Source organism: Bradyrhizobium liaoningense (assembly GCF_018130825.1).
Taxonomy (GTDB): Bacteria; Pseudomonadota; Alphaproteobacteria; order Rhizobiales; family Xanthobacteraceae; genus Bradyrhizobium; species Bradyrhizobium liaoningense_B.
Map to the genome: position 1 here is coordinate 75472 of NZ_JAFCJS010000012.1, position 24381 is coordinate 99852.

A 24381-nucleotide genomic window follows, 5' to 3' on the forward strand; every position below is an offset into this window, starting at 1 on the left:
CGTTCCTCCCTCTCAAGCCGCGTTGATCGTACGCCACACCCGATCCGGGGTTGCGGGCATTTCCAGATTGTTCTTGCCGATCGCATCCGTGATCGCGTTGATCACGGCCGCTGACGCCCCGATCGCGCCGGCCTCACCGCAACCCTTGATGCCCAGAGGATTGCCCGGGCACAGCGTCGTGGTGTGGGAGAGGTTGAACGAGGGCACATCGTCGGCGCGCGGCATGGCGTAGTCCATGAACGAGGCCGTGACCGGTTGGCCGTTGGCATCGTAGATCGCGTGCTCGAGCAACGCCTGTCCGATGCCTTGAACCAGGCCGCCATGGACCTGGCCCTCGACGATCATCGGGTTGATCAGCCGGCCGAAATCGTCGGCCGCAACGAAGTTGACGAAGGAGGTCTTGCCCGTCCCAGCGTCGACCTCGAGCTCGCAGATATAGGTGCCGGCCGGGAAGGTGAAGTTGGTGGGATCGTAGAAGGCGCTCTCCTTCAGGCCCGGCTCCATCCCGTCAGGCAGATTGTGCGCGGTGTAGGCCGCGAGTGCGACCATCGGGAAAGCGATGGCCTTGTCGGTGCCGGTCACCTTGAACTCGCCGTTCTCGATGACGATGTCGGCTTCCGACGCCTCCAGCGCATGCGCGGCGATCTTCCTGGCCTTGGACTCGACCTTCTCCATCGCCTTGAGGATCGCGGTGAGGCCGACGGCCGCCGAGCGCGAGCCGTAGGTGCCCATGCCGAACTGCACCTTGTCGGTGTCGCCATGGACGATCGAGACTTGGCTGATGGGAACGCCGAGGCGGTCGGCGACGAGCTGACAGAACGTCGTCTCGTGGCCCTGGCCGTGGCTGTGCGATCCGGTGAGGATCTCGATGGTTCCGACCGGGTTGACCCGCACTTCCGCGGACTCCCACAGGCCGACGCCGGCACCTAAGCTGCCGACGGCCTTCGACGGCGCGATGCCGCAGGCCTCGATGTAGCAGGACACGCCGATGCCGCGCAGCTTGCCCTGTGACTTCGCCTGCGCCTTGCGGGCTGCGAAGCCGGCATAGTCGATCGCCTTCATCGCGGCATCGAGCGAGGCATTAAAGTCGCCGGTGTCATAGGCCATGATCACGGGCGTCTGGTGCGGGAACTGGGTGATGAAGTTGGTCCGGCGCAGCTGGGCCGGATCGACCTTGAGCTGCCGCGCCGCCGTCTCCATCAGGCGTTCAATGAGGTAGCTCGCCTCGGGACGGCCCGCGCCACGATAGGCGTCGACCGGTGTGGTGTTGGTGTAGACGCCGATCACCTCGGCATGGATCGCCGGGATATTGTACTGGCCCGACAGCAGCGTCGCGTAGAGATAGGTCGGCACTGACGAGGAGAACAGCGACATGTAGGCGCCGAAATTGGCGTAGGTCTTCACCTTCAGGCCGATGATCTTGTTGCTGGCGTCGAACGCCATCTCGGCATGGGTGACATGGTCGCGGCCATGCGCGTCGGTGAGGAACGCCTCGGTGCGGTCGCCGGTCCATTTCACCGGGCGGCCGACCTTCTTGGAGGCCCACAGCGCCACCATCTCCTCGGGGTAGATGAAGATCTTCGAGCCGAAGCCGCCGCCGACGTCGGGCGCGATCACGCGCAGCTTGTGCTCGGGCGCGATGTTGTAGAACGCCGACAGCACGAGCCGGGCGACGTGCGGGTTCTGCGACGTCGTGTAGAGCGTGAAATGCTCTTCCGCCGCGTCATAGTCGGCGATCGCCGCGCGCGGCTCCATCGCGTTGGGGGCGAGGCGGTTGTTGGTGACGTCGAGCTTCACGACATTGGCTGCCTTCGAGAAGGCGGCGCTCACCGCGCCCTCGTCGCCGATCACCCAGTCATAGACCTGGTTGCCGGGTGCTTCGGGATGAAGCTGCGGCGCGCCGGCCTTGATCGCGGCGTGCATGTCGGCGACGGCCGGGAGCTCCTCATAATCCACGACCACGGCTTCGGCCGCGTCACGCGCCAGATTCTTGCTGTCGGCGATCACGACAGCGACGGCCTGACCGACGAAGCGCACCGTCTCCGGCGCCATCGCCGGCCATGCGCCCATCTTCATCGGGCTGCCGTCCTTGGAGGTGATGGCCCAGCCGCAGATCAGGTTGCCGACCTTGTCGTCGACGAGTTGCTGGCCCGTGAGCACCGCGACCACGCCCGGCATCTTCAGTGCCGCGGAGGAGTCGATCCCCTTCACCCTGGCATGTGCATGCGGGCTGCGGATGAAATGGGCATGGGTCATGCCCAGCAATTTGATGTCGTCCACATACCGGCCCTTGCCGGTGATGAAACGCTTGTCTTCCTTGCGCACGACGCGCGCACCGATGCCTTCAACACCCATGTCTGGTCCTCCCGACCGGAAATTGTTTTGACCGCGCTGTCCATCGACAGCTGCGGCGGTGGTTCTGCTTTCGAGGCGTGCCGCTTACTCGGCCGCCTGCGAGACCTTCATGCGGCCGGCTGCATCCAGCACGGCTTTGACGATGTTGTGGTAGCCGGTACAGCGGCAGATATTGCCCTCGAGCTCTTGGCGGACGGTGGCCTCGTCGAGCTGTCCACCATGGCGCTGCACGATGTCGATCGCCGACATGATCATGCCCGGGGTGCAATAGCCGCACTGCAGACCGTGATTGTCGCGGAAGGCGGCTTGCATCGGGTGTAGCTCGTCGCCCTTGGCGATGCCCTCGATCGTGGTGACGTTGGCACCGTCGGCCTGGCCCGCCAGCATGGTGCAGGACTTCACCGCGCGGCCGTCCATGTGCACGACACAGGCGCCGCACTGGCTGGTGTCGCAGCCGACATGGGTGCCGGTCAGGTTGAGGTGATCGCGCAGAACGTGGACCAGCAGCGTGCGGTCCTCGACGTCGACGGCAACGGCCTTGCCGTTGACCGTCAGTTTGACTGTAGACACGGCGTACTCCTCCCGAATGTTTGTAGTTATTCTAATTAGAGACAGCGCGAACGGAACTTTGCAACTGGGATTTTGGTGACCGCGCGTCATGGAAAGGTCATCGTGGCTGCTCTCGCAGATGTGCGATTCGGCCACGACATGTCGTGCCGCCACCAGCGCATGGCGCGACCTTGCAATGAGCCCAGCGAAAACGGTGTCCACGTCGTCAGATGCGGCCTGCGCTCAACCGCGATCGCGCGAAGCGCTGGCCTTGAGCTCTGGCCTTGGACGTCGCGCTCCTCGCGCGTCGCTTCTCCCTTTGATGCCTTGTTCCTTGTCACGAATAGGAGCACGCGCTCACGCCCTTGTAATCGCGATCTTGGTAGTAGGCGGAAGCGAGCTAAGTCGTTGATTTTGCTTACGGCGATGCAGCAAATCGTTGCCGACCGGCCGCGCCGGCCGGGTGTTGCAATCCACTCCGTCATTCCGGGGCCCGAGCGGAGCGAGGGGAGCCCGGAATCCATCGGGCGGCGGAGTCCGCCGGTAAATGGATTCCGGGCTCGCGACTTCGTCGCGCCCCGGAATGACGTTGAGTAAATGAGACGTCAGAAAAAGAGGCCTAGTACTTCCTGGCGATTGATCGCAGCCGGACGTCCCCCTAGTCGAACCGTACAAGCAACGGTCAAAAGGGATGGAAGCGATGCAGATGAACGACAGTCAGCGGATCCCGGCGTCGAAGGCCACGGTGTGGGCTGCGCTCAACGATCCCGATATTCTCAGGCGCTGCATTCCCGGCTGCCAATCGCTCGAGATGGCATCGCCGACGGAGATGACGGCGACCGTGGTGCTGAAGGTCGGTCCGGTGAAGGCGACGTTCAGCGGCAAGGTGACGCTGACCGACATCGATGCGCCCAACGGCTATCGCATCGTCGGTGAGGGCGCCGGCGGCGTCGCCGGCTTTGCCAAGGGCGGCGCGAAGGTCAGGCTGGAAGAAGAATCGCCTGACGTCACCATCCTGCATTACGAGGCCGACGCGCAGATCGGCGGCAAGCTCGCGCAGCTCGGCTCGCGCCTGATCGACTCGACGTCGCGCAAACTCGCCGCGAATTTCTTCGAAAGTTTTGCGGCGGTGGTAGCGCCATCATCGTGACCGATGCACGGGGGACAAATCGGATTGCGGCGCGATGCTGCCGTAATCCGGCGGCGCATTTCGAGCTGAAAAATACGGGCAAGACGCAAGGCAGGACAACGAGATGAGCAGCGAAAGCCGCCGATGATCTGCACTACTACCTTCCGCCTATACTAAGCGCGAAAAGGCGATGCTGTAATTTCGAACGATGGCTCGCAGATGAACTGCGCATCACGAGCGCAGCGCGCTCAGGCGCCCAACGAGGCGTTCACAACAACATCGCGGAGGGAATACATGACCTTTGGAACGAAGGGCTTCTTGGCCGGCATCTCCATGATTGCGATGCTCGCCGCCGCTACATCCGGCACTCGCGCTAACGAGACCGTGCTCAAGGCGCAATCCGATTCGAACCAGTGGGCCGTCGCCGGCCACGACTACGGCAACACGCGCTTCAGCCCGCTGAAGCAGATCAACACCGAGAACGCCGGCAAGCTGACGCTCGCCTATTCGTTCTCGCTGGCATCGCTGCGTTCGAATGAATCCTCGCCGATCGTCATCGGCAACACGCTCTACGTTTCGAGCTCGTGGGGCCCGAAATACGTGTACGCGCTCGATGCGGCCACCGGCGCGCGCAAGTGGACCTGGGAGCCCGACATTCCCGAGGACGTGCTGCAATACGCCTGCTGCGACGTGAACAATCGCGGCGTGACCTACGCTGACGGCAAGATTTTCGTCGGCCGTCTCGACGGCAAGCTGACGGCGCTCGATGCCGCGACCGGCAAGGTGCTGTGGACGACGAAGGTGGTCGATTACAAGCAGGGTTCCGTCATCACCTCGCCGCCGCTCGTCGTGCGCGACAAGGTCATCACCGGTTTCGGCGGCGGCGAATACGGCGTGCGCGGCTCGCTGCAGGCCTTCGACATCAACACCGGCAAGCAGGTATGGCAGACCTTCACCGTTCCTTCGCCGGATGAGCCCGGTGGCGACACCTGGAAGGGCGATTCCGCCCAGCATGGCGGCGGCGCGGCCTGGCTGGTCGGCTCCTACGATCCGAAGAGCGACACGGTCTATTGGGGCACCAGCAATCCCGGCCCGTGGAACACCGCTGTGCGCTCGACCGGCGACGGCAATTTCGGCAAGCTGACCAACCTCTATACCGCTTCGACGGTGGCGTTCGATCCCAACACCGGCAAGATCAAGTGGCACATCCAGACCACGCCGGCCGATGCCTGGGACTATGACGGCGTCAACGAAGCCGTGCTCGCGGATCTGAAGATCGGCGGTAGCACCGTTCCGGCACTGATGAAGGCGGATCGCAACGGCTATTTCTTCGTCGCCAACCGCGAGACCGGCAAGGTGTTGTCGGCGGAGAAGTACGTGTTCTCCAACTGGGCCAAGAAGTGGGACATCGCCACGATGCGCGCGGTCGAGGATCCCGACAAGCGTCCCGGGCCGAATCATCCCGCCAAGGACATCTGCCCGAACCTGATCGGCGGCAAGAACTGGCAGCCGATGTCGTTCAACCCGCAGACCGGCCTCGTCTACATCCCGTCCAACAATGTCTGCATGGACTGGTCGGTCAGCGACGTCGCCTACAAGCGCGGCGTGTTCTATCTCGGCGCCGAGTTCCCGACCAAGGAAGGCCCCGGCGGCTTCCTCGGCGAGCTCGTGGCCTGGGATCCGGTCGCGCAGAAGAAGGTCTGGTCGATCAAGGAAGACCTGCCGTTCAACGGCGGCACGCTGACCACCGGCGGCGGTCTCGTGTTCGCCGGCAACATCCATGGCGACTTCCGCGCCATCGATGCGAAGTCCGGCAAGGTGCTGTGGAGCAAGAATCTCGGCTCCGGCATCGGCGCAGGTCCGGTGACCTATCAGGTCGACGGCAAGCAATATGTCGCCATCGTCGTCGGCCGCACGGCTGCGCTGCCTGCGTTCCTGGGCGAGGTAGGAAAGAAGATGACGGCCGCAGCTCCCGAGGGCGGTTCGCTCTTTGTGTTCTCCGTCCAGTGACCACTCGCGCGCGTATCCTCTCGAGGTGACGGGATACGCGCGCGCTTTTTCCAGACATGAGCTGCGGCATCGGTTGATGCCCGATGTCGCAGCGCCAGGCTCAACAAGCTCCGGCCCAACAACGCTAGGGGAGACGAGGATGCGTGCCAATCATTCTGCCATCGGTGCGAGCCGACATCGCTCCATCTCAGCCTTGCTCGCATGTGCCGCCGCGGCGCTGATCGTTCCGGCCTCGCCGCTGCGCGCCGACGAGGCGCAGCCGCTTCGTCTCTGCGCCGATCCGACCAACCTTCCATTCTCGAGCGATAGTGCGTCGCAGCCGGGCTTCTATGTCGAGATCGGGCAGGCCCTGGCGCAGGCGCTCGGTCGGCCGATCGCCTATGATTGGTACAAATCCTATTTCGGCAAGCGCACCGTGCGCGTCACGCTGCTCGGCAAGCAATGCGACGCCATGATCGGGCTGCCGCGGTCCGAGGATTTCATGGGGCCGGCCGTGATCTTCTCCAGCAGCTTCGCGAAGGAGGGCTATGCCCTCGTCGCGGCCAAGGGCCAGGCACCCGGCGGCATCGACGGCCTCAAGGGCAAGCGCGTCGCGGTACAGTTCGCCAGCACGCCGCAAAACCTGCTCGCCAGCCGCGACGACATCCAGAAGGTGACGGTGCTGTCGCCCGAGGAAGGCATGCAGGCGCTCGACCAGGGCAGGGCCGACGTCGCCTTCATCTGGGGGCCGGTCGCCGGCTGGCTGAACAAGACCACCTATAATGGCCGCTATCAGATCGAGCTTACCGAAGGCGAAGGCCTGTCATGGGACGCCGCCATCGGCTTTGCCAAGACCTCGACCGAGCTGCGCGATCGCGTTGATGCCGTGTTGCCGCAGCTTCAGAGCACGATCGGCGCACTCGCGGTGAAATACGGCCTGCCGACCGGCGCGCCGGTTCGCTTCGGCGCGGTGCCGGCGGCCACCACGACGGGGACGGGAACCGGAGCCGGCGTGACGGAGATTGCCAATGTGGTGGCGACCGAGACCAAGGGCGACGCGGCCGCGCCAGGTGCCGAGGCCGTCGGCGCGGGCAAGGAGATCTTCAACGGAACCTGCGCGCACTGCCACGGCCCCGACGCCATCCAGAGCGAGCGGAAGATCGATCTGCGGCTGCTGCGTCACCGCTACGGCGACGAGATGCGCGAGAAGTTCTGGACGACCGTGCATGAGGGACGGCCGACCAAGGGCATGCCGGCCTGGAAGGAGGTCTACACCGACGACCAGTTCGACAGCATCTATTCCTTCCTGCTGACGGTCCAGTCCGAGTCGAACGACTGAACGATCTTGACCGAACCCGATCGGGAGGATGTGCTAGCGTCCATCCGGCACCATCCCGGTGCCGGACGGGTGCCGCACGGTTCTGCCTCTTCCGCTACGGCGGCGGATGCCTGTACGGTGCAGCATTCAGCGGTGCAGTCCTGCGAAGGCGCCATGACCAGCTTCCTGATCATCGACGATCATCCGCTGTTTCGCGAGGCGCTCGGCAATGCGGTGCGGCTGGCCTTGCCGGAGGCGCGGATCTTCGAGGCGATGTCGATCGAGGATGCCCTTCATATCCTGACGGCCGAGCAGGGCGAGGGCATCGACCTCGCGCTGCTCGACCTCTTGCTGCCGGATTCGACCGGCTTCTCCGGCTTTCTGCGCTTGCGCGAGGCCTGTCCGCGCCTGCCGGTCGCCATCGTGTCGAGCGACGAGGACCAGCGCGTCGTCCGCGAGGCGCTGGAGCTGGGAGCCGCCGGTTATCTGCCGAAGTCGATGTCGAAGCGCGAGCTGGCGCAATCGATCGAGGGCGTGCTGAAGGGATCGGTGTCGGTGCCGAAGGATTTCGTGGCGACGCCGCGGCGGCGGGCCGAGGCCAGCAAGGCGCTCGAGGTCAAGCTGCGCGAGCTCACGCCGCAGCAGCTTCGCGTGCTCGATCTCTTGCGGCGCGGCTATCCGAACCGGCAGATTGCCCAGGAGCTTCAGCTCGCCGAATCCACGGTGAAGGCGCACATCACCGAGATTCTGCGCAAGCTCGGCCTGTTCAGCCGCAACAAGGCGATCATCGAGATCGGCAAGATGGACTTGCCCGATCCCAAGGCCCGGCCCTATGCGCGGGCCGACCGCGGGCGGCCGCAATGAGGCGCGATGTCGTGCTTGACCTGGATCAACTCGCTCTGACTGGGTTGAGACATTCTCGCTTCGACCTCGAACCCGGCAATAATGAGGGAATGGCTCATCCGTGATGCGATTTCTGATTGTCGAAGATCATCCGTTATTTCGCGAGGCTCTCGAGGCCGCGCTCCAGATGGTGGCGCCGGCGGCCGAGATCTTTCAGGCGACGTCGATCGACGGCGCGCTCGAGCAGGTCGCGGCGACCACCGGGCTCGACCTCATCCTGCTCGACCTGTCGATGCCGGGCACCACAGGTCTTTCGGGCATCATCCGCATCCGCAAGGCGTTTCCCAGGATTCCCGTCGTCATCGTCTCCGGGCATCAGGATCCGCAGATCATGTCCGGCGCCCTGTCGCTCGGCGTGTCCGGCTACATCCTCAAATCATCGTCCAAGCAGGAGCTGGCGCAGTCGATCGGCGAGGTGTTGCGCGGCTCGGTCTGTGTTCCCGCCGCCTATCGCGCGCTTGTCCGCCCGCAGCGCGCCTCCGGCCCCGCGCAGGATCTCATTAGGCGCCTGCATGATCTGACGCCGCAGCAATTGCGCGTGCTCGAAATGCTCAAGCGCGGCCTGCAGAACAAGCAGATCGCCTATGAGCTGAAGATTTCCGAGACCACCGTGAAGGTCCACGTCTCCGACATCCTGCGCAAGCTCAACGTGCTGAGCCGCACCAAGGCGATCGTCGAAATGTCCCGGATCGATTTCGCGACGCTGGCAGCCGAGGGCACCAGGCGCGAGCGGGCACATCCGGATCAGCAGTGACGCGGTTTCGCCTCTTCTTGCCGTGCCGGGCGCGCAACATCCGGCAGATGATTCATCAATAAATCAAAACCTTGGCCCGGCGTAAGATATTACCTCTACTGTGCATGGGGTTGTTTTGCGATATTTGATGTAAGCAGCCGCGCGCTAGCTCAGCAGGAACGACAGCAGCGCCCGCATCTCGGCAGGCTTGATCGGCTTCTTCAGCACTTCGAGGCCGTGGAGGCTCGCCTCCTTCGCCGCCTTCTCCGAATAGTCGGCGGTGATGATCATGGCCGGCGTGTCGAGCTTCAACTGCTCCCGGACGGCGGCGATGGCCGACAGGCCACTCTCGCCGTGATCGAGATGGAGGTCGGCAATCACGGCATCGGGGGCGCCGCCGAGCTCGCTGAGGCGCAACAGCGCGTCCGCGCCTGATCGCGTGGTCGCGACGTCGCAGCCCCATCCCTCCAGCAGCGCGGCCATCGCCTCCGAGCCGTTCGGATCGTTTTCGATCAGCAGGATCTTTGCGCCTTCGAGCCCGCTATAATTGTAGTGCCGCTCGGCGAGCTTGACCTCGTGCACCGCGTCGCCGACGTCAGTGAGGTCGGCCGGCTCCAGCTCCAGGGTGAAGGTCGATCCCCTGCCGAGCTGCGACGACAGCCGCACCTCGTGCCCGAGCACGGTTGCGAAGCGGCGGACGATGGAGAGGCCGAGCCCGAAGCCGGCCTGGTCGGTCGCAATGGCCTCGCCGCGCTGGAATTCGCGGAAGATCGCCTCCTGCTGCGCCTGCGCAATTCCAGGCCCGGTGTCGGAGACCTGGACGCAGATGCGGTCGCCTCTCAGCCGGCATCCCATGACGACGCCGCCGCTGCGGGTGTAGCGGATGGCATTGGCGAGCAGGTTCTGCAGGATCCGCCGCAGCATCATCGTATCCGACGTCACCGCCAGCGGTGAGCTGCGGATGCGCAAGGACAGGCCTTGCCGCGCGGCGATCGGCTCGAACTCGTTGCGGAGCTGCTCGAACAAGGGCGCCAGCGCGATCGCGCGCACGTCGGGCTTGAGTGCGCCGGCGTCGAGCTTGGCGATCTCCAGCAGCGACCGCAGCAGGTCCTCCAGCATCACCAGCGAGCGGTTGGCCTGGTCGATCAGCAGGCCGGCCTCCTGCGACTCCATCATCTCGGTCAGCGCCGACAGCGTCAGGCGCGCCGCGTTGAGCGGCTGCAGCAGGTCGTGGGTGACCGAAATCAGCACCGAGGATTTCAGCGAGCTTGCCGCCTCCGCCTGCTGCTTGGCGCGGTAGAGACCCTCATTGGCGCGCTCGACCGAATGCAGCGCCTCGCGCAACTGGTGCGTCCGGTCGCGAACCTTGTGGTCGAGCGCAATGGCGGTTTCGAACAGCGAGAAGGCGTTGAGCTGCTGGTCCATCGAGCGCTCGACGCGCGACATCAGCGCGGCATTGATCTTCCTCAGCTTGGCGGCCTCGCGCCGCAGCTGGTCGACCGCATCGGGGCCCTGCCACATGTCCGTCACGACGGACGCCTTCCGATCGCAACGCCCGTGAAGGTCTGGTTCACATGCATGGAGCCGAACTGCTCGCCATAGGTATGAAAACCGACGACCCGATTCTGCCGGTACAAGTCGGACATGTCGCGGGTGAGCTGATGCTGCTCGGCGTCGAGCCGGCGGAGCAGGCACTCGAAGCCGATATAGAGCGAGACCTCTCCGATCTGGTCGCGGATATCGGCAAACGTCTCGCGGGTCGCGCCGACCAGGCTTCGCGACGTCGCCGCCGTCAGCACCATGCCCTCGTCGATGGCGCAGAAGAAATGCAGCGAGCCGTCCGGTTCGACGCGCTGGATCGAGCGCGCGTAATAGGAGCCGCCGACGCGCACCAGCACCGGATGCGATGCAAAGGAGAACGGATCGAGCTTGGCGTCCATGATGCCGACCACACGCGAATATTCCAGCGCGGCAGGCTCCGCGTTCAGCTCCCTGACCATTCGATTTTCGATGTCGGCCTCGGTCACGACCATCTTCTGCGCCCGCGGCTCGAAATTGTCGCACTTGAAGACGCGGAACGGCAACGATGTGTTCAACAGGATCAGCAGGGCGGCATTGCTGTGCGCCTTGCCGCCAAAGAACACAAAGGTCTTCTCGAAGCGCATCCCGTCGCCTGCGGACCCGCCGACGACCGGAATGTCGTCCAGCGATGCATAGAGCGCGGACATCACCGCTTCCTCGCGGCGGCACAGGCCGTCGATCAGGACGAGGCCGAAGGCACTGCCGCGGTCGACCTGCGGAGTGGCCCGCAACAGCTCGTGCCGGAGCTCGCCGCCGATCCTGCGGCCGTCCTCGACGCGGAAGCTGTCGAGGTTGAAAATGGGCCGCACCGCCGCGGAGAAATCAGCGCGGCTGAACGCCAGCGCCACGACGCTGTTTTCGTCCCAGCCATCGGGGGCAAGCTCGCCCGCGGTGGTGCAACCGCAAACCTGGGTCTCGTCGAAGTGCCGGGTGATCTCGGCGATGAAGTGATGGGGATCGTAGCTGGGGGAGAGGAACACCAGGATCAGCGCCAGCTCGTCGGAGGGGAGCTGGGCCGCCAGTTCGGCCACGGCTTCATCGACGCTCGCAGCCTTCGATTTGGCCACGGCAACGCCAGACGCACCGCCAAACCGAAAATCGGTTTGCCCCACTCCGTTTCTCCCCTCGAGGACCAGCTCGGTCTAATGCCAAGTGCCTGATAAGTATTCGAGAGTAGGGCGTTTTCCGGTGAGCCGCAACACGGCGCCCGGTCCCGCAAGGCCGGACACGCCCTTCGGGAGGAACTCTCTATTCAGGATGCAAACCGGACGGATTTACCACCCCTTGACGATTCTGCCTTAATTTTCCGCACGGTTCGGGAAGGGCTGCTTCCGCGCCGCTAGTCGTTGCAAGAACATAAGTTGGGGGTTGGGAATGTCCGGGCGTGTCGCGTCGCCGTCGAAGCGTGCAATTTTTCCGACCCTCAGGTTCCGCGCAAAAATCATTCTCGGCTTTGCTGCCGTGCTGGTGATCTCGGCCGGCAGCATGGCTTTCGCCTATTTCGGCTTCGAGCGGGTGTCGTCCGGGGTCGGGTCCTACCGTACCAGCGTGTCCGAAGCCGACCTCGCCCGCAACATCGACCGCGAGCTGCTCGCCTATCGTTCGGCCGTCAAATATTTCGTCGTCACCGGCAAGGAAGACGACGCCAAGGCGGCGCTCGATGCCGAGGCCAGCCTGAAGAGCGCCATCGATCAGGCCATCAAGGGTGCCAAGAAGCCGGCGCGGCAGGAGAGCCTCAACAAGCTCGCCAAGGAGTTCTCCAACTTCTCCGCGACCTTCGCAAAAGTGCTGCAGGCCAAGCGTGACAGCGCGCTGCTGGTGCAGAACCAGCTCACGCGCCAGGCCAACCTGCTGAAATACAAGCTCGACGATGTCGGCAACAATGCCTCCGATTCCGAGGCGCAGGCGATCGAGTTCGGCACCAAGCAGGTCAACGCCCAGTTCCAGACCGCGAGTGCGGCGGCGACCAACTTCGTGCTGACGTCCGACCAGGCGATCGCCACCAGCGCGCTGGCGCGGCTGAAATTCGTCGAGAACTCGCTCGGCGCGGTCTATTCCATGGACGACAAGATCGTCGCCGGCCTGAAGGACGCCAAGACCATCCTGGTGGCCTATCGCGAAGCGCTGGAGAAGCTGATCGCCAACGCCAAGATGGTGGATGAGCTCGTCACCGAAATGAGCGGCTCGGCCGGTGCGATCCTGCAAGGCGCGACCGCCATGAAGGCGGACCTCGTCGCCGAGCAGCAGCGGCTGGATTCGGAGTCGGAAGCGACCATCGGGCAGACCGAGCAACTCGTGCTGATGCTGGCCGTCGGCGGCACGCTGTTAGGTGCGGTTCTCGCCTTCCTGCTCGGCACCGGAATCTCGCGTCCGATGATCGCGATGTGCAAGGCGATGCGCGAGCTCGCCTCGGGCAATTTCGACGTGGTGCTGCCCGGCTTGGGGCGCAAGGACGAGATCGGCGAGATGGCCGGCGCGGTGGAAGAATTCAAGGTTCAGGCCGTCGCCAAGGCCGAGCGCGACGCCGCCGCCAGCGAGGTCCAGAACCGGGAGCAGGCGGCGGGACGCCGCGCCGAGCTGATCCGCTTTGCCGACGATTTCGAGAGCGCGGTCGGCGCCATCGTCTCCAACGTTTCGGCCTCGGCCGTGCAGCTGGAATCGGCGGCCTCGACCCTGACCCGCACCGCCGAGACCACGCAGACCCTCTCGAGCCAGGTCGCCGGCGTCTCCGAGCAGGCCTCCTCCAACATGCAGTCGGTCGCGACCGCGACCGAAGAGCTCTCGGCCTCGGTCGAGGAGATCGGCCGCCAGGTCCGCGATTCCAGCCGGATCGCGGAAGCTGCCGTGGTGCAGGCGAAGGAGACCGACGGCCGCATCGGCAAGCTGTCGCATGCCGCCCAGCAGATCGGCGAGGTGGTCAAGCTGATCACGGCGATCGCCGAGCAGACCAATCTTCTCGCGCTCAACGCCACCATCGAGGCCGCGCGTGCCGGCGACGCCGGCCGCGGCTTTGCGGTGGTTGCGAGCGAGGTGAAGTCGCTGGCAAGCCAGACCGCTAAGGCCACCGACGAGATCTCCTCGCACATCGCGGGCATGCAGGGCGCTACGGCCGAATCGGTCGCCGCGATCAAGGAGATCGGCGCCACCATCGGCCAGATCTCGTCGATCTCGACCTCGATCGCGAGCGCCGTCGAGCAGCAGGGCGCGGCCACGCAGGAGATCGCCCGCAGCGTCCAGACCGTCGCGCAGGGCACCCAGACCGCGGCCACCGACATCGGCCAGGTCAACCGCGGCGCCGCCGAGACCGGCTCGGCCTCTGAGGAGGTGCTGAACTCGGCCAAGTCGCTCTCTAGCGAAAGCACCCGCCTGCGCGCCGAGCTCGACCGCTTCATGGGGAATATCAGGGCGGCGTAGGCGCTCTCTCCATCGTCGTCCTGGCGAAAGCCAGGACCCATTACCCCAGGAGCCAGTTGGGCGAAGACCGGCAACCCCAAGCCTTCGCCAAACCACGTGCTGTGGTAATGGGTCCTGGATCAGCGCTCGCTCCGCTCGCTTGTCCAGGACGACAGCAGAATTTTAGCGGTGCGAGAAAGCCCGCCTTAACAATTCCCCGCGACACCTAACCGCCAGTTGCGGCGCCACAAATTTACCGCCGCTTATCCTTTGCCAACTACCGTGCATACGAGTCGGGGAGCGGGCTGCTCCCGGGCTGCGCCTGGTTTTCCGCGAATGGAATGGGGTGGGGGAATGCCCGTCAAGTCGAAGCCGAACACATCGAAGCTGCTCACCTTGCGCTTTCGCGCAAAAATCATCCTCGGCTTCGTGGCGGTGCTGGCCATCCTCGCCGTCAGCATGGCTTTCGCCTATTTCGGCTTCGAGCGGATCCAGGCTGCCGTGGCCTCCTACCGGACCAGCGTATCCGAAGCGGACCTTGCGCGGACCGTCGACCGCGAGCTGATCGCCTATCAGGGACTGGCGCGGGCCTATACGCTGACCGGCGCGACCGATGACGAGACCGCAGCCAAGGCGGCGGAAGAGAATCTGAGGGGTGCAATCGCCAAGTCCATGGCGGCCACGACCGGCGCTGCGCGCCGCGAGCAGGTCGGCAAGCTCGAGGCCGAGTTCCAGCGTTTCACCAAGGTCTTCGGTGAGATCATCACCCTGACGCGCGAGAACAACAAGATCGCGGCCGACGAGCTCAACAGCGTCGGCAACAAGATCCGCTTCAAGTTCGACGACCTCGCCGATACCGCGGCGCTCGCCGGTCTCGCCTCGGTCCAGACCACGGCCAAGGACGTCACCTCGCAATATCTCGCGGTCTCCACCTCGGTCAGCGCCTTCGTCGCCAAGCCCGAGCCGAAGACCGCCGACGGCGTGATCGCCCGTATCAAGTTCCTGGAGACCCTGCTGGTCTCGATCTACGCCAACGACCAGAAGATCACCGACCGCGTCACCGAGATCGGCAACCTCCTGAAGCAGTACCGTACCTCATTCTCGAAGCTGACCGAGAACGTGAAGGTCATCGTCAAGTCGAATGGCGAGATGACCAAGACGGCCGCGTCCATCCTCAAGCTCTCGGCCGATCTGCGCTCGGATCTCACCGCCGACCAGCAGCGCATCGAGGCCAGCGCCAATACCACCATCGTCGAGACCGAGCGGCTGATGCTGATGCTGGCACTGGGCGGCCTCGCCGTCGGCGCTGCGCTCGCGCTGATGCTCGGCAACGGCATCTCGCGTCCGATGATCGCGATGTGCAAGGCGATGCGCGAACTTGCCTCGGGCAATTTCGACGTCGTGCTGCCCGGCTTGGGGCGCAAGGACGAGATCGGCGAGATGGCCGGCGCGGTGGAAGAATTCAAGGTTCAGGCGATCGCCAAGGCCGAGCGCGACGCCGCCGCCAGCGAAGTCCAGAACCGGGAGCAGGCCGCCAGCCGCCGCGCCGAGCTGATCCGCTTTGCCGACGATTTCGAGGGTGCGGTCGGCGCCATCGTCTCCAATGTCTCGGCCTCGGCCGTGCAGCTGGAATCGGCGGCCTCGACCCTGACCCGGACCGCCGAGACCACGCAGACCCTCTCGAGCCAGGTCGCCGGCGTCTCCGAGCAGGCCTCCTCCAACATGCAGTCGGTCGCGACCGCGACCGAAGAGCTCTCGGCCTCGGTCGAGGAGATCGGCCGCCAGGTCCGCGATTCCAGCCGGATCGCGGAAGCCGCCGTGGTGCAGGCGAAGGAGACCGACGGCCGCATCGGCAAACTGTCGCATGCCGCCCAGCAGATCGGCGAAGTGGTCAAGCTGATTACGGCGATCGCCGAGCAGACCAATCTTCTCGCGCTCAACGCCACCATCGAGGCGGCACGCGCCGGTGATGCCGGCCGCGGCTTTGCGGTGGTCGCGAGCGAGGTGAAGTCGCTGGCAAGCCAGACCGCCAAGGCCACCGACGAGATCTCCTCGCACATCGCGGGCATGCAGGGCGCTACGGCCGAATCGGTCGCCGCGATCAAGGAGATCGGCGCCACCATCGGCCAGATCTCGTCGATCTCGACCTCGATCGCGAGCGCCGTCGAGCAGCAGGGCGCGGCCACGCAAGAGATCGCCCGCAGCGTCCAGACCGTCGCGCAGGGCACCCAGACCGCGGCCACCGACATCGGCCAGGTCAACCGCGGCGCCGCCGAGACCGGCTCGGCCTCGGAGGAGGTGCTGAACTCGGCCAAGTCGCTGTCCTCCGAAAGCACTCGCCTGCGCGCCGAGCTCGACCGCTTCATGGGGAATATCCGCGCGGCGTAGAGACGGCAGAAGGAATTCGTAGGGTGGATTAGCGAAGCGTAATCCACCACCTTGATTTCACTGCCGCGAGTAAAGCGGTGGGTTACGGCTTCGCCTAACCCACCCTACAATCTCACTCCCGCCCGAACGCCCGCTTCAGCTCCACCTTCGCCTTTTCCAGCCGCGTGCGCTGGGTCTTCGGCAGCGTCTTGCCGGCGCGGTTGATGTAGAAGGTCAGCATCGACAGCGCCGAGCGGTATGCGCCAGTCTTGCGGCGTGAGCTGTGCTCGGCCGATCGCTTCAGCGACGCCGCGATCTTCTTCGCGCTGGTCAGCTTGAACACGCCTTGCTTGAGATCGAGCGCGTCGCTCTCCCTCGTCACGCGCTGCGACCAGCGCTTCGGCGTCGCGCGCTTCGTGCCCCTGCGCGTGGTACGACGCCTCGCGCTGGCCTTTCGGCGCGCAGTCTTGTGCGTGCCGCTCTTTCGAGAATGTGTCGTCTTTCTGACATGAGCCATGCGTCAACTCCTTGCGGCTCCGTCGCAAACAGGCGGCAAGTGGGACTGTTCCTGCGGGAACCTGACATCGCCGCAGACGTTGTCGCAGGTGGCAGGCGGAATGCCGCACCCCCGATGATCGGATCGCCCCGTCCAGTCATGTGAACCGGGGCCGCTTCCTTTGGTCAGATCCAACAACCCGATGGAATTGCAGCAAACCCCAACGCTGAACTACGGACCTGCCGTCCCTGCGGCGATCGCTTCCGATCGCATCGTCGAAACCAGCATTCCCTCGCGTCTCGACGCGCTGCCGTGGAGCGGCTTTCACACCCGCGTCGTGCTGGCGCTCGGAATCACCTGGATCCTGGATGGGCTTGAGGTCACGCTTGCCGGCGCGCTTTCCGGCGCGCTCAAGCAAAGTCCTACGCTGCACTTCTCCAATCTCGATCTCGGCATCGCCAATTCCGCCTATCTCGCCGGCGCCGTGCTCGGTGCGCTCGGCTTCGGCTGGCTCACCGACCGCATCGGCCGCAAGAAGCTGTTCTTCATCACGCTCGCGCTCTATCTCTCGGCGACCGCCGCGACCGCGTTGTCCTGGGATATCGCGAGCTACGCGCTGTTTCGCTTCCTCACCGGCGCCGGCATCGGCGGCGAATACACTGCGATCAATTCCACCATCCAGGAACTGGTGCCGGCGCGCTATCGCGGCTGGACCGATCTCGTCATCAACGGCAGCTTCTGGATCGGCGCTGCGATGGGGGCTGTGGCGGCCATCGTCTTGCTCGATCCTGCATTGATGGGCCCTGATCTTGGTTGGCGCCTCGCCTATCTCATCGGCGCCGCTATCGGCCTCGTCGTGCTCTTGATGCGGATGTGGATTCCGGAGAGCCCGCGCTGGCTGATGATCCACGGCCGGCCGGACCAAGCCCACGCGATCGTCGACGACATCGAGCGCTCGGTGATCGGGCATGACCAGGATTCCGGACGCTTCACGAAGATCCGGCTGAAGATGCGCGATCACACGCCGATCCGCGAGGTCGTGCATACGCTGTTTTCCACCTATCGCCAGCGCGCGCTGGTCGGCCTCGTGCTGATGAGCGCGCAGGCGTTCTTCTACAACGCCATCTTCTTCACCTTCGCGCTGGTGCTGACCGATTTCTACGGGATCAGCGCCGATCATGTCGGCTGGTACCTGCTGCCCTTTGCCGCCGGTAATTTCCTCGGCCCGCTGCTGCTCGGCCGCCTGTTCGACACGCTCGGACGGCGCACCATGATCATGTTCACCTACGGCATCTCCGGGCTGCTGCTGGCGCTCTCGGGCTATCTGTTCACGATCGGCGCGCTCAGTGCGCAAGGACAGACCATCGCCTGGATGGTGATCTTCTTCTTTGCCTCGCCCGCCGCCAGCGCGGCCTATCTCACCGTCAGCGAGACCTTCCCGCTCGAGGTGCGCGCACTGGCGATCGCGGTGTTCTATGCGGTCGGCACCGGCATCGGCGGCGTGATCGGACCGGCATTGTTCGGCGTGCTGATCGATACGGGATCACGCACCAGCGTGTTCGCCGGCTATCTGCTGGGGGCCTTCCTGATGATCGCGGCCGCGATCGTGGCGTGGCGCTATGCCGTCTCCGCGGAACGAAAATCGCTCGAACAAATCGCGCGGCCGCTCGCCTTTATGGAGTAGACTGATGAAATCGGAACTTGCGGATATGGCATTGGACGAGAAGCGCACCATGCTCGACGACGACGCGCCCGATGTGGTGCCGGTGCCGCATGCGCTCGTCCCGCATCTCGACGAGACCGCGATCCTGCTCGACATCGACGGCACGCTGCTCGACCTGATGCCGACGCCGCGCGAGGTGTGGGTGCCGCCGGGCCTGTCGGAGACGCTCAACCGGCTGACAGAGCGCACCTCCGGAGCGCTGGCGCTGGTCAGCGGCCGCTCGCTCAACGACATCGACCTGATCTTCGCGCCCGACGTCTTCCGCGCGGTTGCAGGTCACGGCGCGGAGATGCGGCTGTCGGTGGACAGTGAAGCGGACGACGTGCACGCGCCACCGCTGGACAAGGAGCTGAAGCGGCGGCTTGCTGCGATCGCCAAGCTTTCGCCCGGCATTCTGCTCGAGGACAAGGGCTATTCGCTGGCGCTGCATTACCGCCTCGCGCCGCATGCGGAGAAGGCGATCTACGAATCCGTTTCGCTGATCCGCGCCGACCTGCCCAGCGCGCCCATCGAGGTGCTGCCGGGCAAGTTCGTCTGCGAGATCAAGCATTCGGGCTTCACCAAGGCGAGCGGCGTGCGCGAATTGATGAAACATGAACCTTTCAGGGGGCGCCGCCCGCTGTTCATCGGCGACGACGTCACGGATGAGACGGTGTTCGCGATCATGCCCGACATGGACGGGCTCGCCTTCTCGGTCGGCCGCCGCGCCATGGGCGTGAACGGACACTTTGATGCGCCCGCCGATGTGCGCATGTTCCTCGCGCGCCTGCTCGATCCAAGGTGAAACGAAGGCAGCGCCACGTCACAGACACAATGCCATCCGCACGACGTCATTGCGAACCGCAATGCGTGCTGTGCGATGCGACCGCAAATGCTGTCTTTGCAGTGAAATTTCCGGGTTCCGCAGGCGAATCCAGTTCCAACGCGCATGCCCGATTTTGGTTTCAATCCGAAGAAATCATGACAGGAACCATATTGATGAACGGCAGTTAAACGGGGTGGAATGAACAGGAGGGGACGACCTGTGAACTTGGTTGTCGTTTCAAATCGCGTCGCCCGCGGCAAGCCCAACGAGCCCATGACGGGCGGCCTTGCTGCGGCATTGCTTCCCGTCGTCGAGCATTCTGGTGCCATCTGGGTGGGTTCCTCGGGCCGCGTGCGTGACGGCCACCAGAAGGAACCGTTTGCCGAGATCGAAGCGCTGGGTTCGGGCGCGATCGCAACGCTGGATCTGCCGGCGGCGCATTACGGCGGCTATTACGAAGGTTTCGCCAATTCGGCTTTGTGGCCGGCCCTGCACTCGCGCAGCGATCTGATTCGCGTCTCGCTCGAGGATTATGTCAGCTATCGCGAGGTCAACGCCTTCATGGCGCGCGCCTTGATGCGCTTCCGCAAGGCCCGGACCGCGTTCTGGGTGCAGGACTACCATTTCCTGGCGCTCGGCGCGGAGCTGCGCGAACTCGGCGTCGACGATCCGATCGGCTTCTTCCTGCATACGCCCTGGCCGGTGGCCGCGGTGATGCAGGGCGTACCCAATCATCGTGAGCTGATCACGGCGATGCTGGCCTATGATCTGCTCGGCTTCCAGACCGAGGAGGACCGGCAGAATTTTCTCGGTTACGTCGGCGGCGAGCTTGGTCTCACCATCGAAGACGGTGTCGTGATCTCGCAGCATGGTCGCACGCGCTGCGAAGTCTTCCCCATCGGTATCGATGCGGAAAAATTCGCAGCCTATGCGGCGAAGTCGGCATCGCATCCCGATGTGTCGCGACTGCGCCGCAGCCTCAATGGCGAGCGGCTCGCGATCGGCGTCGACCGGCTCGACTATTCCAAGGGTCTCGTCAACCGCATCAGCGCGTTCGACCGGCTCTGGACCGATCAGCCGCAGTTTTTGCGCAGCATCTCGCTGCTTCAGATCGCCAATCCCTCGCGCGGCGCGATCGAGGCCTATGGCAATCTCCAGAACGAGGTCGCGCGCCTCGTCACCGACGTCAACGGCCGCCACGGCGAGGTCGACTGGACGCCGATCCGCTATCTGAACAAGGGCTTCAGCCAGGCCGTGCTCGCGGGCCTCTATCGTACCGCGCAGGTCGGCGTGGTGACGCCGCTGCATGACGGCATGAATCTCGTCGCCAAGGAATATGTCGCCGCGCAAAACCCGTCCGATCCCGGCGTGCTGGTGCTGTCGAAATTTGCCGGTGCCGCCAACGAGCTCGACGCGGCGCTGCAGGTCAATCCGCACGACATCGACGGCATGGCGCGCGCGATCGCGATCGCGGCCGCGATGCCGCTCACCGAGCGCAAGATGCGCTGGGACGCGATGATGAAGAAGCTGCGCGGCCACACCATCCAGCAATGGTCCACCGATTTCGTCGCTGAACTGGAAAAGTGCCGCACGCAGAAAGCCGCCGTCGCTCCGCTCGCCGCCCAGCCGCCGCAAGCGCTGCGCTGGCTGAGGTCGGCGATATCGGGTGTGCGGTTGATTTAGCCTCTTCTCCCTCTCCCCGTTCTTACGGGGAGAGGGTCGGGGTGAGGGGCTCTCTCCACGCGTGAGTTTGTCGAGGGACCTGTACCCCCTCACCCGGATCGCAAGAGCGATCCGACCTCTCCCCGCAAGCGGGGCGAGGTGAAAAACGACGCCTCAATAACAATATGACACGCCGTCCAGGATCGCGCACTGCCGCTTGTTCGGCGCGTTGGGATCGTCCAGCGGCACCATGCCCTTGCCCTGGCCGACGAATACGCCGGGTCCGACATGGATCGAGCTCTTGTTGCCGATGATGACGCTCTGATGCGGCGTCGAACTCGAGCGCGTCCCGTCCGGCCAGAGGATGGCATCGCCCGACAGCACCCCGCGCCGCCCGTCGTCGCAGCTGACATCGACGCCTTGCCGGGTGCAGACCTGGGCCAGCGCCGGCACGGCAAAGGTGGAGCTGACGGCCGAAATCAGGCTCAGTGCGGCGATGGTGTTGCGGATGGTCATGGCGTCCCCGGTCGTGTTTGGTTGCCTCAGGTGAATCGTCGCGCCAAACCCGCCTCCGGTTCAGCCCACAAGGGGTTCCAAAGCCCCCGCAGACGCCTGATATTATTGTTTAAATACAACATCTTACGGAAAATTCACCCGATTTCCCCGCGATCCCTTGCAAAATCACCGGCGCCCCTTCAAGAGAGGGCGCTCCGGAGAGATGGCCGAGTGGCTTAAGGCGCACGCTTGGAAAGCGTGTGTGCGGGAAACCGTACCGTGGGTTCGAATCCCACTCTCTCCGCCATTTGCGCGATTTTGCACGCCAGACTGCGATTTAGGATACTTGAACCGCGCAATTCCTAGCGCTCCATGACGAGATCGGCAGTCGAACGGATCCGCTGCGCAACCCGATCTGATTGGTGGGTTCAATTCGCGGATGGGATTTGAACCTATGACCTTCAGATAGAAAGTCTGAACGTCGCGCCTCATCCGCACCAGCTTGCACAGCAACAGTCCGACGACCGTTGCGAACGCGATCAAACCCGAACGAAAACGCAGCAAAAAAAACAACGCGCGCGATCGATGTGCTGCCGCTCATAACGGTTTGGTTGCAGGTTCGGCTCCTGGCCGTACGGCAGAGGCACTTAGTTGCTTTCCCTGCCGGGCAGCGGCTTCATATTTGTGCGGTCATGCCCTCAGGAGTTTATTCCGTGCCGCAAGCGATCTTATCCGCGCAGAGCCGACCTCTACGTTCGCCCGCCGAGTTGGCCTCCATCATCAGAACCGCCTATGAGCGCATCGCACGGGACCGGCACCGCAACTGCTGGATCTATGTGCGGCCCCTGGAAGAAGCGCTGGCTGAGGCAGATGCCCTTGTGCGGCGAGCGGAGCAGGGTGAAGTCCTGCCGCTCCTTGGCGTGCCATTCGGCGTCAAGGACAATATCGACGTCGAGGACATGCCAACGACGGCAGCCTGTCCGTCATTCGAATATGTGGCTGCGCAATCGGCCAGATGCGTCGAGAGTTTGACGGCCGCAGGTGCGATCTGTCTTGGCAAGACCAACCTGGATCAGTTCGCAACCGGACTGTCCGGCACACGATCTCCCTATGGCGCCTGTTCCAGCGCAGCCAACGATCTGTATGTCTCCGGCGGTTCGAGTTCCGGTTCGGCTGCTGCCGTAGCATCCGGCCATGTTGCCTTCGCTCTCGGCACGGATACCGGCGGCTCGGGCCGGATTCCCGCAGGCTTCAATGGGATCATCGGGATCAAGCCAACCGTCGGCCTCGTCTCATCCCGGGGGCTTGTGCCGAACTGTCCGACGCTCGATTGTCCCTCGATTTTCTGCAATTCCATTGCCGAAGGCCGAATTCTGCTCGGGTTGATCGAAGGATTCGACGACAGCGATCCTTATAGCCGCCAACGGATTGCCTCGTCCTCCCCATCTCCTCGCAAATTCCGGTTCGGCCAGGTCTCCGTCGGTCATCTCAATTCATTCGGCATGCCGGAATGCAATGACCTTTACGGGCAGGCCTGCACGAGGCTTTCGGGACTGGGAGGCCAAGCCAGGCAAATTGACTTCGCGCCTTTCGCCGAAGCCGGTGAAATGCTCTTTTCAGGGCCTTGGATTGCCGAACGTCATGCGGCGATCAGCAAGCTCCTGGACATCGATCATGGAGGCCTGCTTGACGTCATCCGCAACGTGCTGGGCGCAGCTGCCCGGTTTTCCGCAACAGATGCGTTCGCCGCGCAACATCGACTTTTGAAGCTGCGACGCCAGATCCAATCGCTTTTCGAGGAGATCGATGTCCTGGTGGTCCCGACCGCGCCACGCCCCTTCACGATCTCGGAGATGATGGAAGATCCCATCACGCTCAACAACCGCCTCGGTTACTACTCCTATTTTGCCAATCTCGTGGACTTGTGCGCGGTGGCCGTTCCCAACGCAACGCTCGGCAACGGCATGCCGATGGGCATCACTTTGCTGGCGCCTGCGTGGCGTGATCATGCCCTTCTCGACCTTGCCGAGCGATGGCTGCCCGATGCGAAGGCCGGACTGTTCGATCTAAAAGTATATCCGAAGGCCACGTCCTAGACGACTTCGAGATCGAGAGCGCGCAGATTGAGGATCACAATCAGGCCCCGGTGATAACGGATGACGCCCCTTGCCTGCATGCGGGAAAGCTGCACCGTCACCCATTGGCGGGTTGAGCCGATCAGATTGGCGAGATCACCATGCGTGAACGGAATCCCGATCACGATCTCACGGCCCTGCTGCGAGCCGTAGATCTTCGAGAGAAAGACCAACAGACGATGCAACCGCTCGGTCACCGAGCGGGTCCCCAGCATTTGCGCCATGGCCGAGTAGCACCGTGCCTTGAAGGCGAGCGCATCCAGCAGCGCGACCGCGATACTTGCCGATTGAAGCGCCAGCGCGCGCAGGGCTGGGCCGGGCAAGAATGTCACCTGGCTCCGCTCCACCGCAACCGAAGACCATACGTGGGCACCAGTACCGAACAGATCCGGGCCGCCGACGAAATTGCCGGCGAACCAGTAGGCCAGCGTCACCTCACGTCCGGAAGGAGCCGCGTAGTAGCTGCGAATACGTCCCTCTTCGATCAGATAAATGCCGTTCTGCAGATCGCCCTGACGCCAGACATGCTTGCCTGCCTGCAGGACCTCCTCGCGGCCGATGGCGAGGACACGACGCCGGTCAGCCTCACACAACGGATCCAACAAGCTGGGCAGCGACCCGACCAGAGCATCCGATCCCGCCAGCATGATGCCGGCCGTATTCCCGAGACTTGCCGCCGACATCCGCTCGCTCCCTTGCCGCCGCAAGGGAAAATCATTCAAGAGCCATGCCAGACCTGTCGGCAGGC

General features: G+C 64.1%; 18 protein-coding genes and 1 tRNA gene. 12 read left to right on the plus strand and 7 right to left on the minus strand.

The annotated features are described in order from the left end of the window. Positions 1–12: 12 nt before the first annotated feature. Both JQ603_RS35110 and JQ603_RS35115 read right to left on the minus strand, forming a co-directional pair. Entirely contained in the window at positions 13–2355 is a 2343-nt protein-coding gene (locus JQ603_RS35110; protein ID WP_212347277.1) for a xanthine dehydrogenase family protein molybdopterin-binding subunit, read from the minus strand. Between the two features lie 84 nt (positions 2356–2439). Then, positions 2440–2925 (minus strand): (2Fe-2S)-binding protein, encoded by a 486-nt coding sequence (locus JQ603_RS35115; protein WP_209969521.1) that lies wholly within the window; start codon positions 2923–2925, stop codon positions 2440–2442. A 679-nt stretch (positions 2926–3604) separates the two neighbouring features. Here JQ603_RS35115 and JQ603_RS35120 point away from each other — a divergent pair. The 5 genes from JQ603_RS35120 (at position 3605) to JQ603_RS35140 (ending at position 8997) form a co-directional block, all read left to right on the plus strand. Continuing rightward, a complete protein-coding gene (locus tag JQ603_RS35120; RefSeq protein ID WP_211414326.1) occupies positions 3605–4054 on the plus strand; it encodes an SRPBCC family protein in 450 nt (149 codons plus the stop codon). 273 nt (positions 4055–4327) lie between these two features. Beyond that, positions 4328–6043, plus strand: coding sequence for a PQQ-dependent methanol/ethanol family dehydrogenase (locus JQ603_RS35125; RefSeq protein WP_245004065.1), 1716 nt, complete (start codon positions 4328–4330; stop codon positions 6041–6043). A gap of 139 nt (positions 6044–6182) precedes the next feature. Beyond that, positions 6183–7361 carry a c-type cytochrome gene (locus JQ603_RS35130; RefSeq protein ID WP_212347280.1) on the plus strand — a complete coding sequence of 393 codons (1179 nt, stop codon included), beginning with the start codon at positions 6183–6185 and terminating at the stop codon, positions 7359–7361. Between the two features lie 153 nt (positions 7362–7514). Beyond that, entirely contained in the window at positions 7515–8204 is a 690-nt protein-coding gene (locus JQ603_RS35135) for a response regulator (RefSeq protein ID WP_212347556.1), read from the plus strand. Positions 8205–8307: 103 nt separating this feature from the next. Further along, positions 8308–8997, plus strand: coding sequence for a response regulator (locus tag JQ603_RS35140; protein WP_212347283.1), 690 nt, complete (start codon positions 8308–8310; stop codon positions 8995–8997). Between the two features lie 144 nt (positions 8998–9141). Here the strand turns inward: JQ603_RS35140 and JQ603_RS35145 are convergent, their stop codons facing one another. Both JQ603_RS35145 and JQ603_RS35150 read right to left on the minus strand, forming a co-directional pair. Continuing rightward, entirely contained in the window at positions 9142–10497 is a 1356-nt protein-coding gene (locus JQ603_RS35145) for a hybrid sensor histidine kinase/response regulator (protein WP_212347559.1), read from the minus strand. A 5-nt stretch (positions 10498–10502) separates the two neighbouring features. Then, entirely contained in the window at positions 10503–11669 is a 1167-nt protein-coding gene (locus JQ603_RS35150; RefSeq protein ID WP_212347286.1) for an FIST N-terminal domain-containing protein, read from the minus strand. 262 nt (positions 11670–11931) lie between these two features. Here JQ603_RS35150 and JQ603_RS35155 point away from each other — a divergent pair, with 262 nt between their 5' ends. After that, positions 11932–13971 carry a methyl-accepting chemotaxis protein gene (locus JQ603_RS35155; protein WP_212347289.1) on the plus strand — a complete coding sequence of 680 codons (2040 nt, stop codon included), beginning with the start codon at positions 11932–11934 and terminating at the stop codon, positions 13969–13971. Positions 13972–14304: 333 nt separating this feature from the next. Beyond that, a complete protein-coding gene (locus JQ603_RS35160; RefSeq protein WP_212347292.1) occupies positions 14305–16338 on the plus strand; it encodes a methyl-accepting chemotaxis protein in 2034 nt (677 codons plus the stop codon). 112 nt (positions 16339–16450) lie between these two features. Here the strand turns inward: JQ603_RS35160 and JQ603_RS35165 are convergent, their stop codons facing one another. After that, entirely contained in the window at positions 16451–16834 is a 384-nt protein-coding gene (locus JQ603_RS35165; RefSeq protein WP_212347295.1) for a DUF3175 domain-containing protein, read from the minus strand. A gap of 181 nt (positions 16835–17015) precedes the next feature. On the opposite strand from JQ603_RS35165, the gene JQ603_RS35170 reads away from it, so the two are divergent. From JQ603_RS35170 to JQ603_RS35180, 3 genes are all read left to right on the plus strand, one after another. Beyond that, positions 17016–18497, plus strand: coding sequence for an MFS transporter (locus JQ603_RS35170; protein ID WP_212347298.1), 1482 nt, complete (start codon positions 17016–17018; stop codon positions 18495–18497). Between the two features lie 4 nt (positions 18498–18501). Next, positions 18502–19320 (plus strand): trehalose-phosphatase, encoded by an 819-nt coding sequence (otsB, locus tag JQ603_RS35175; RefSeq protein WP_212347301.1) that lies wholly within the window; start codon positions 18502–18504, stop codon positions 19318–19320. A 240-nt stretch (positions 19321–19560) separates the two neighbouring features. Beyond that, complete coding sequence (locus JQ603_RS35180) at positions 19561–21024, plus strand: trehalose-6-phosphate synthase (protein WP_212347304.1); 1464 nt, start codon at positions 19561–19563, stop codon at positions 21022–21024. A gap of 153 nt (positions 21025–21177) precedes the next feature. On the opposite strand, the gene JQ603_RS35185 is transcribed toward JQ603_RS35180, so the two are convergent. After that, positions 21178–21519: a hypothetical protein gene (locus tag JQ603_RS35185; RefSeq protein ID WP_212347307.1), complete on the minus strand. Its 342-nt coding sequence runs from the start codon at positions 21517–21519 to the stop codon at positions 21178–21180. A gap of 196 nt (positions 21520–21715) precedes the next feature. Between JQ603_RS35185 and JQ603_RS35190 the strand changes: the two genes are divergently transcribed. Both JQ603_RS35190 and atzF read left to right on the plus strand, forming a co-directional pair. Further along, positions 21716–21805 (plus strand) — tRNA-Ser (locus JQ603_RS35190). A 406-nt stretch (positions 21806–22211) separates the two neighbouring features. Further along, positions 22212–23594 (plus strand): allophanate hydrolase, encoded by a 1383-nt coding sequence (gene atzF, locus JQ603_RS35195; RefSeq protein WP_349630774.1) that lies wholly within the window; start codon positions 22212–22214, stop codon positions 23592–23594. On the opposite strand, the gene JQ603_RS35200 is transcribed toward atzF, so the two are convergent. Further along, a complete protein-coding gene (locus JQ603_RS35200) occupies positions 23591–24316 on the minus strand; it encodes a Crp/Fnr family transcriptional regulator (protein ID WP_212347309.1) in 726 nt (241 codons plus the stop codon). The genes atzF and JQ603_RS35200 overlap by 4 nt on opposite strands. Between the last annotated feature and the right edge of the window lie 65 nt (positions 24317–24381).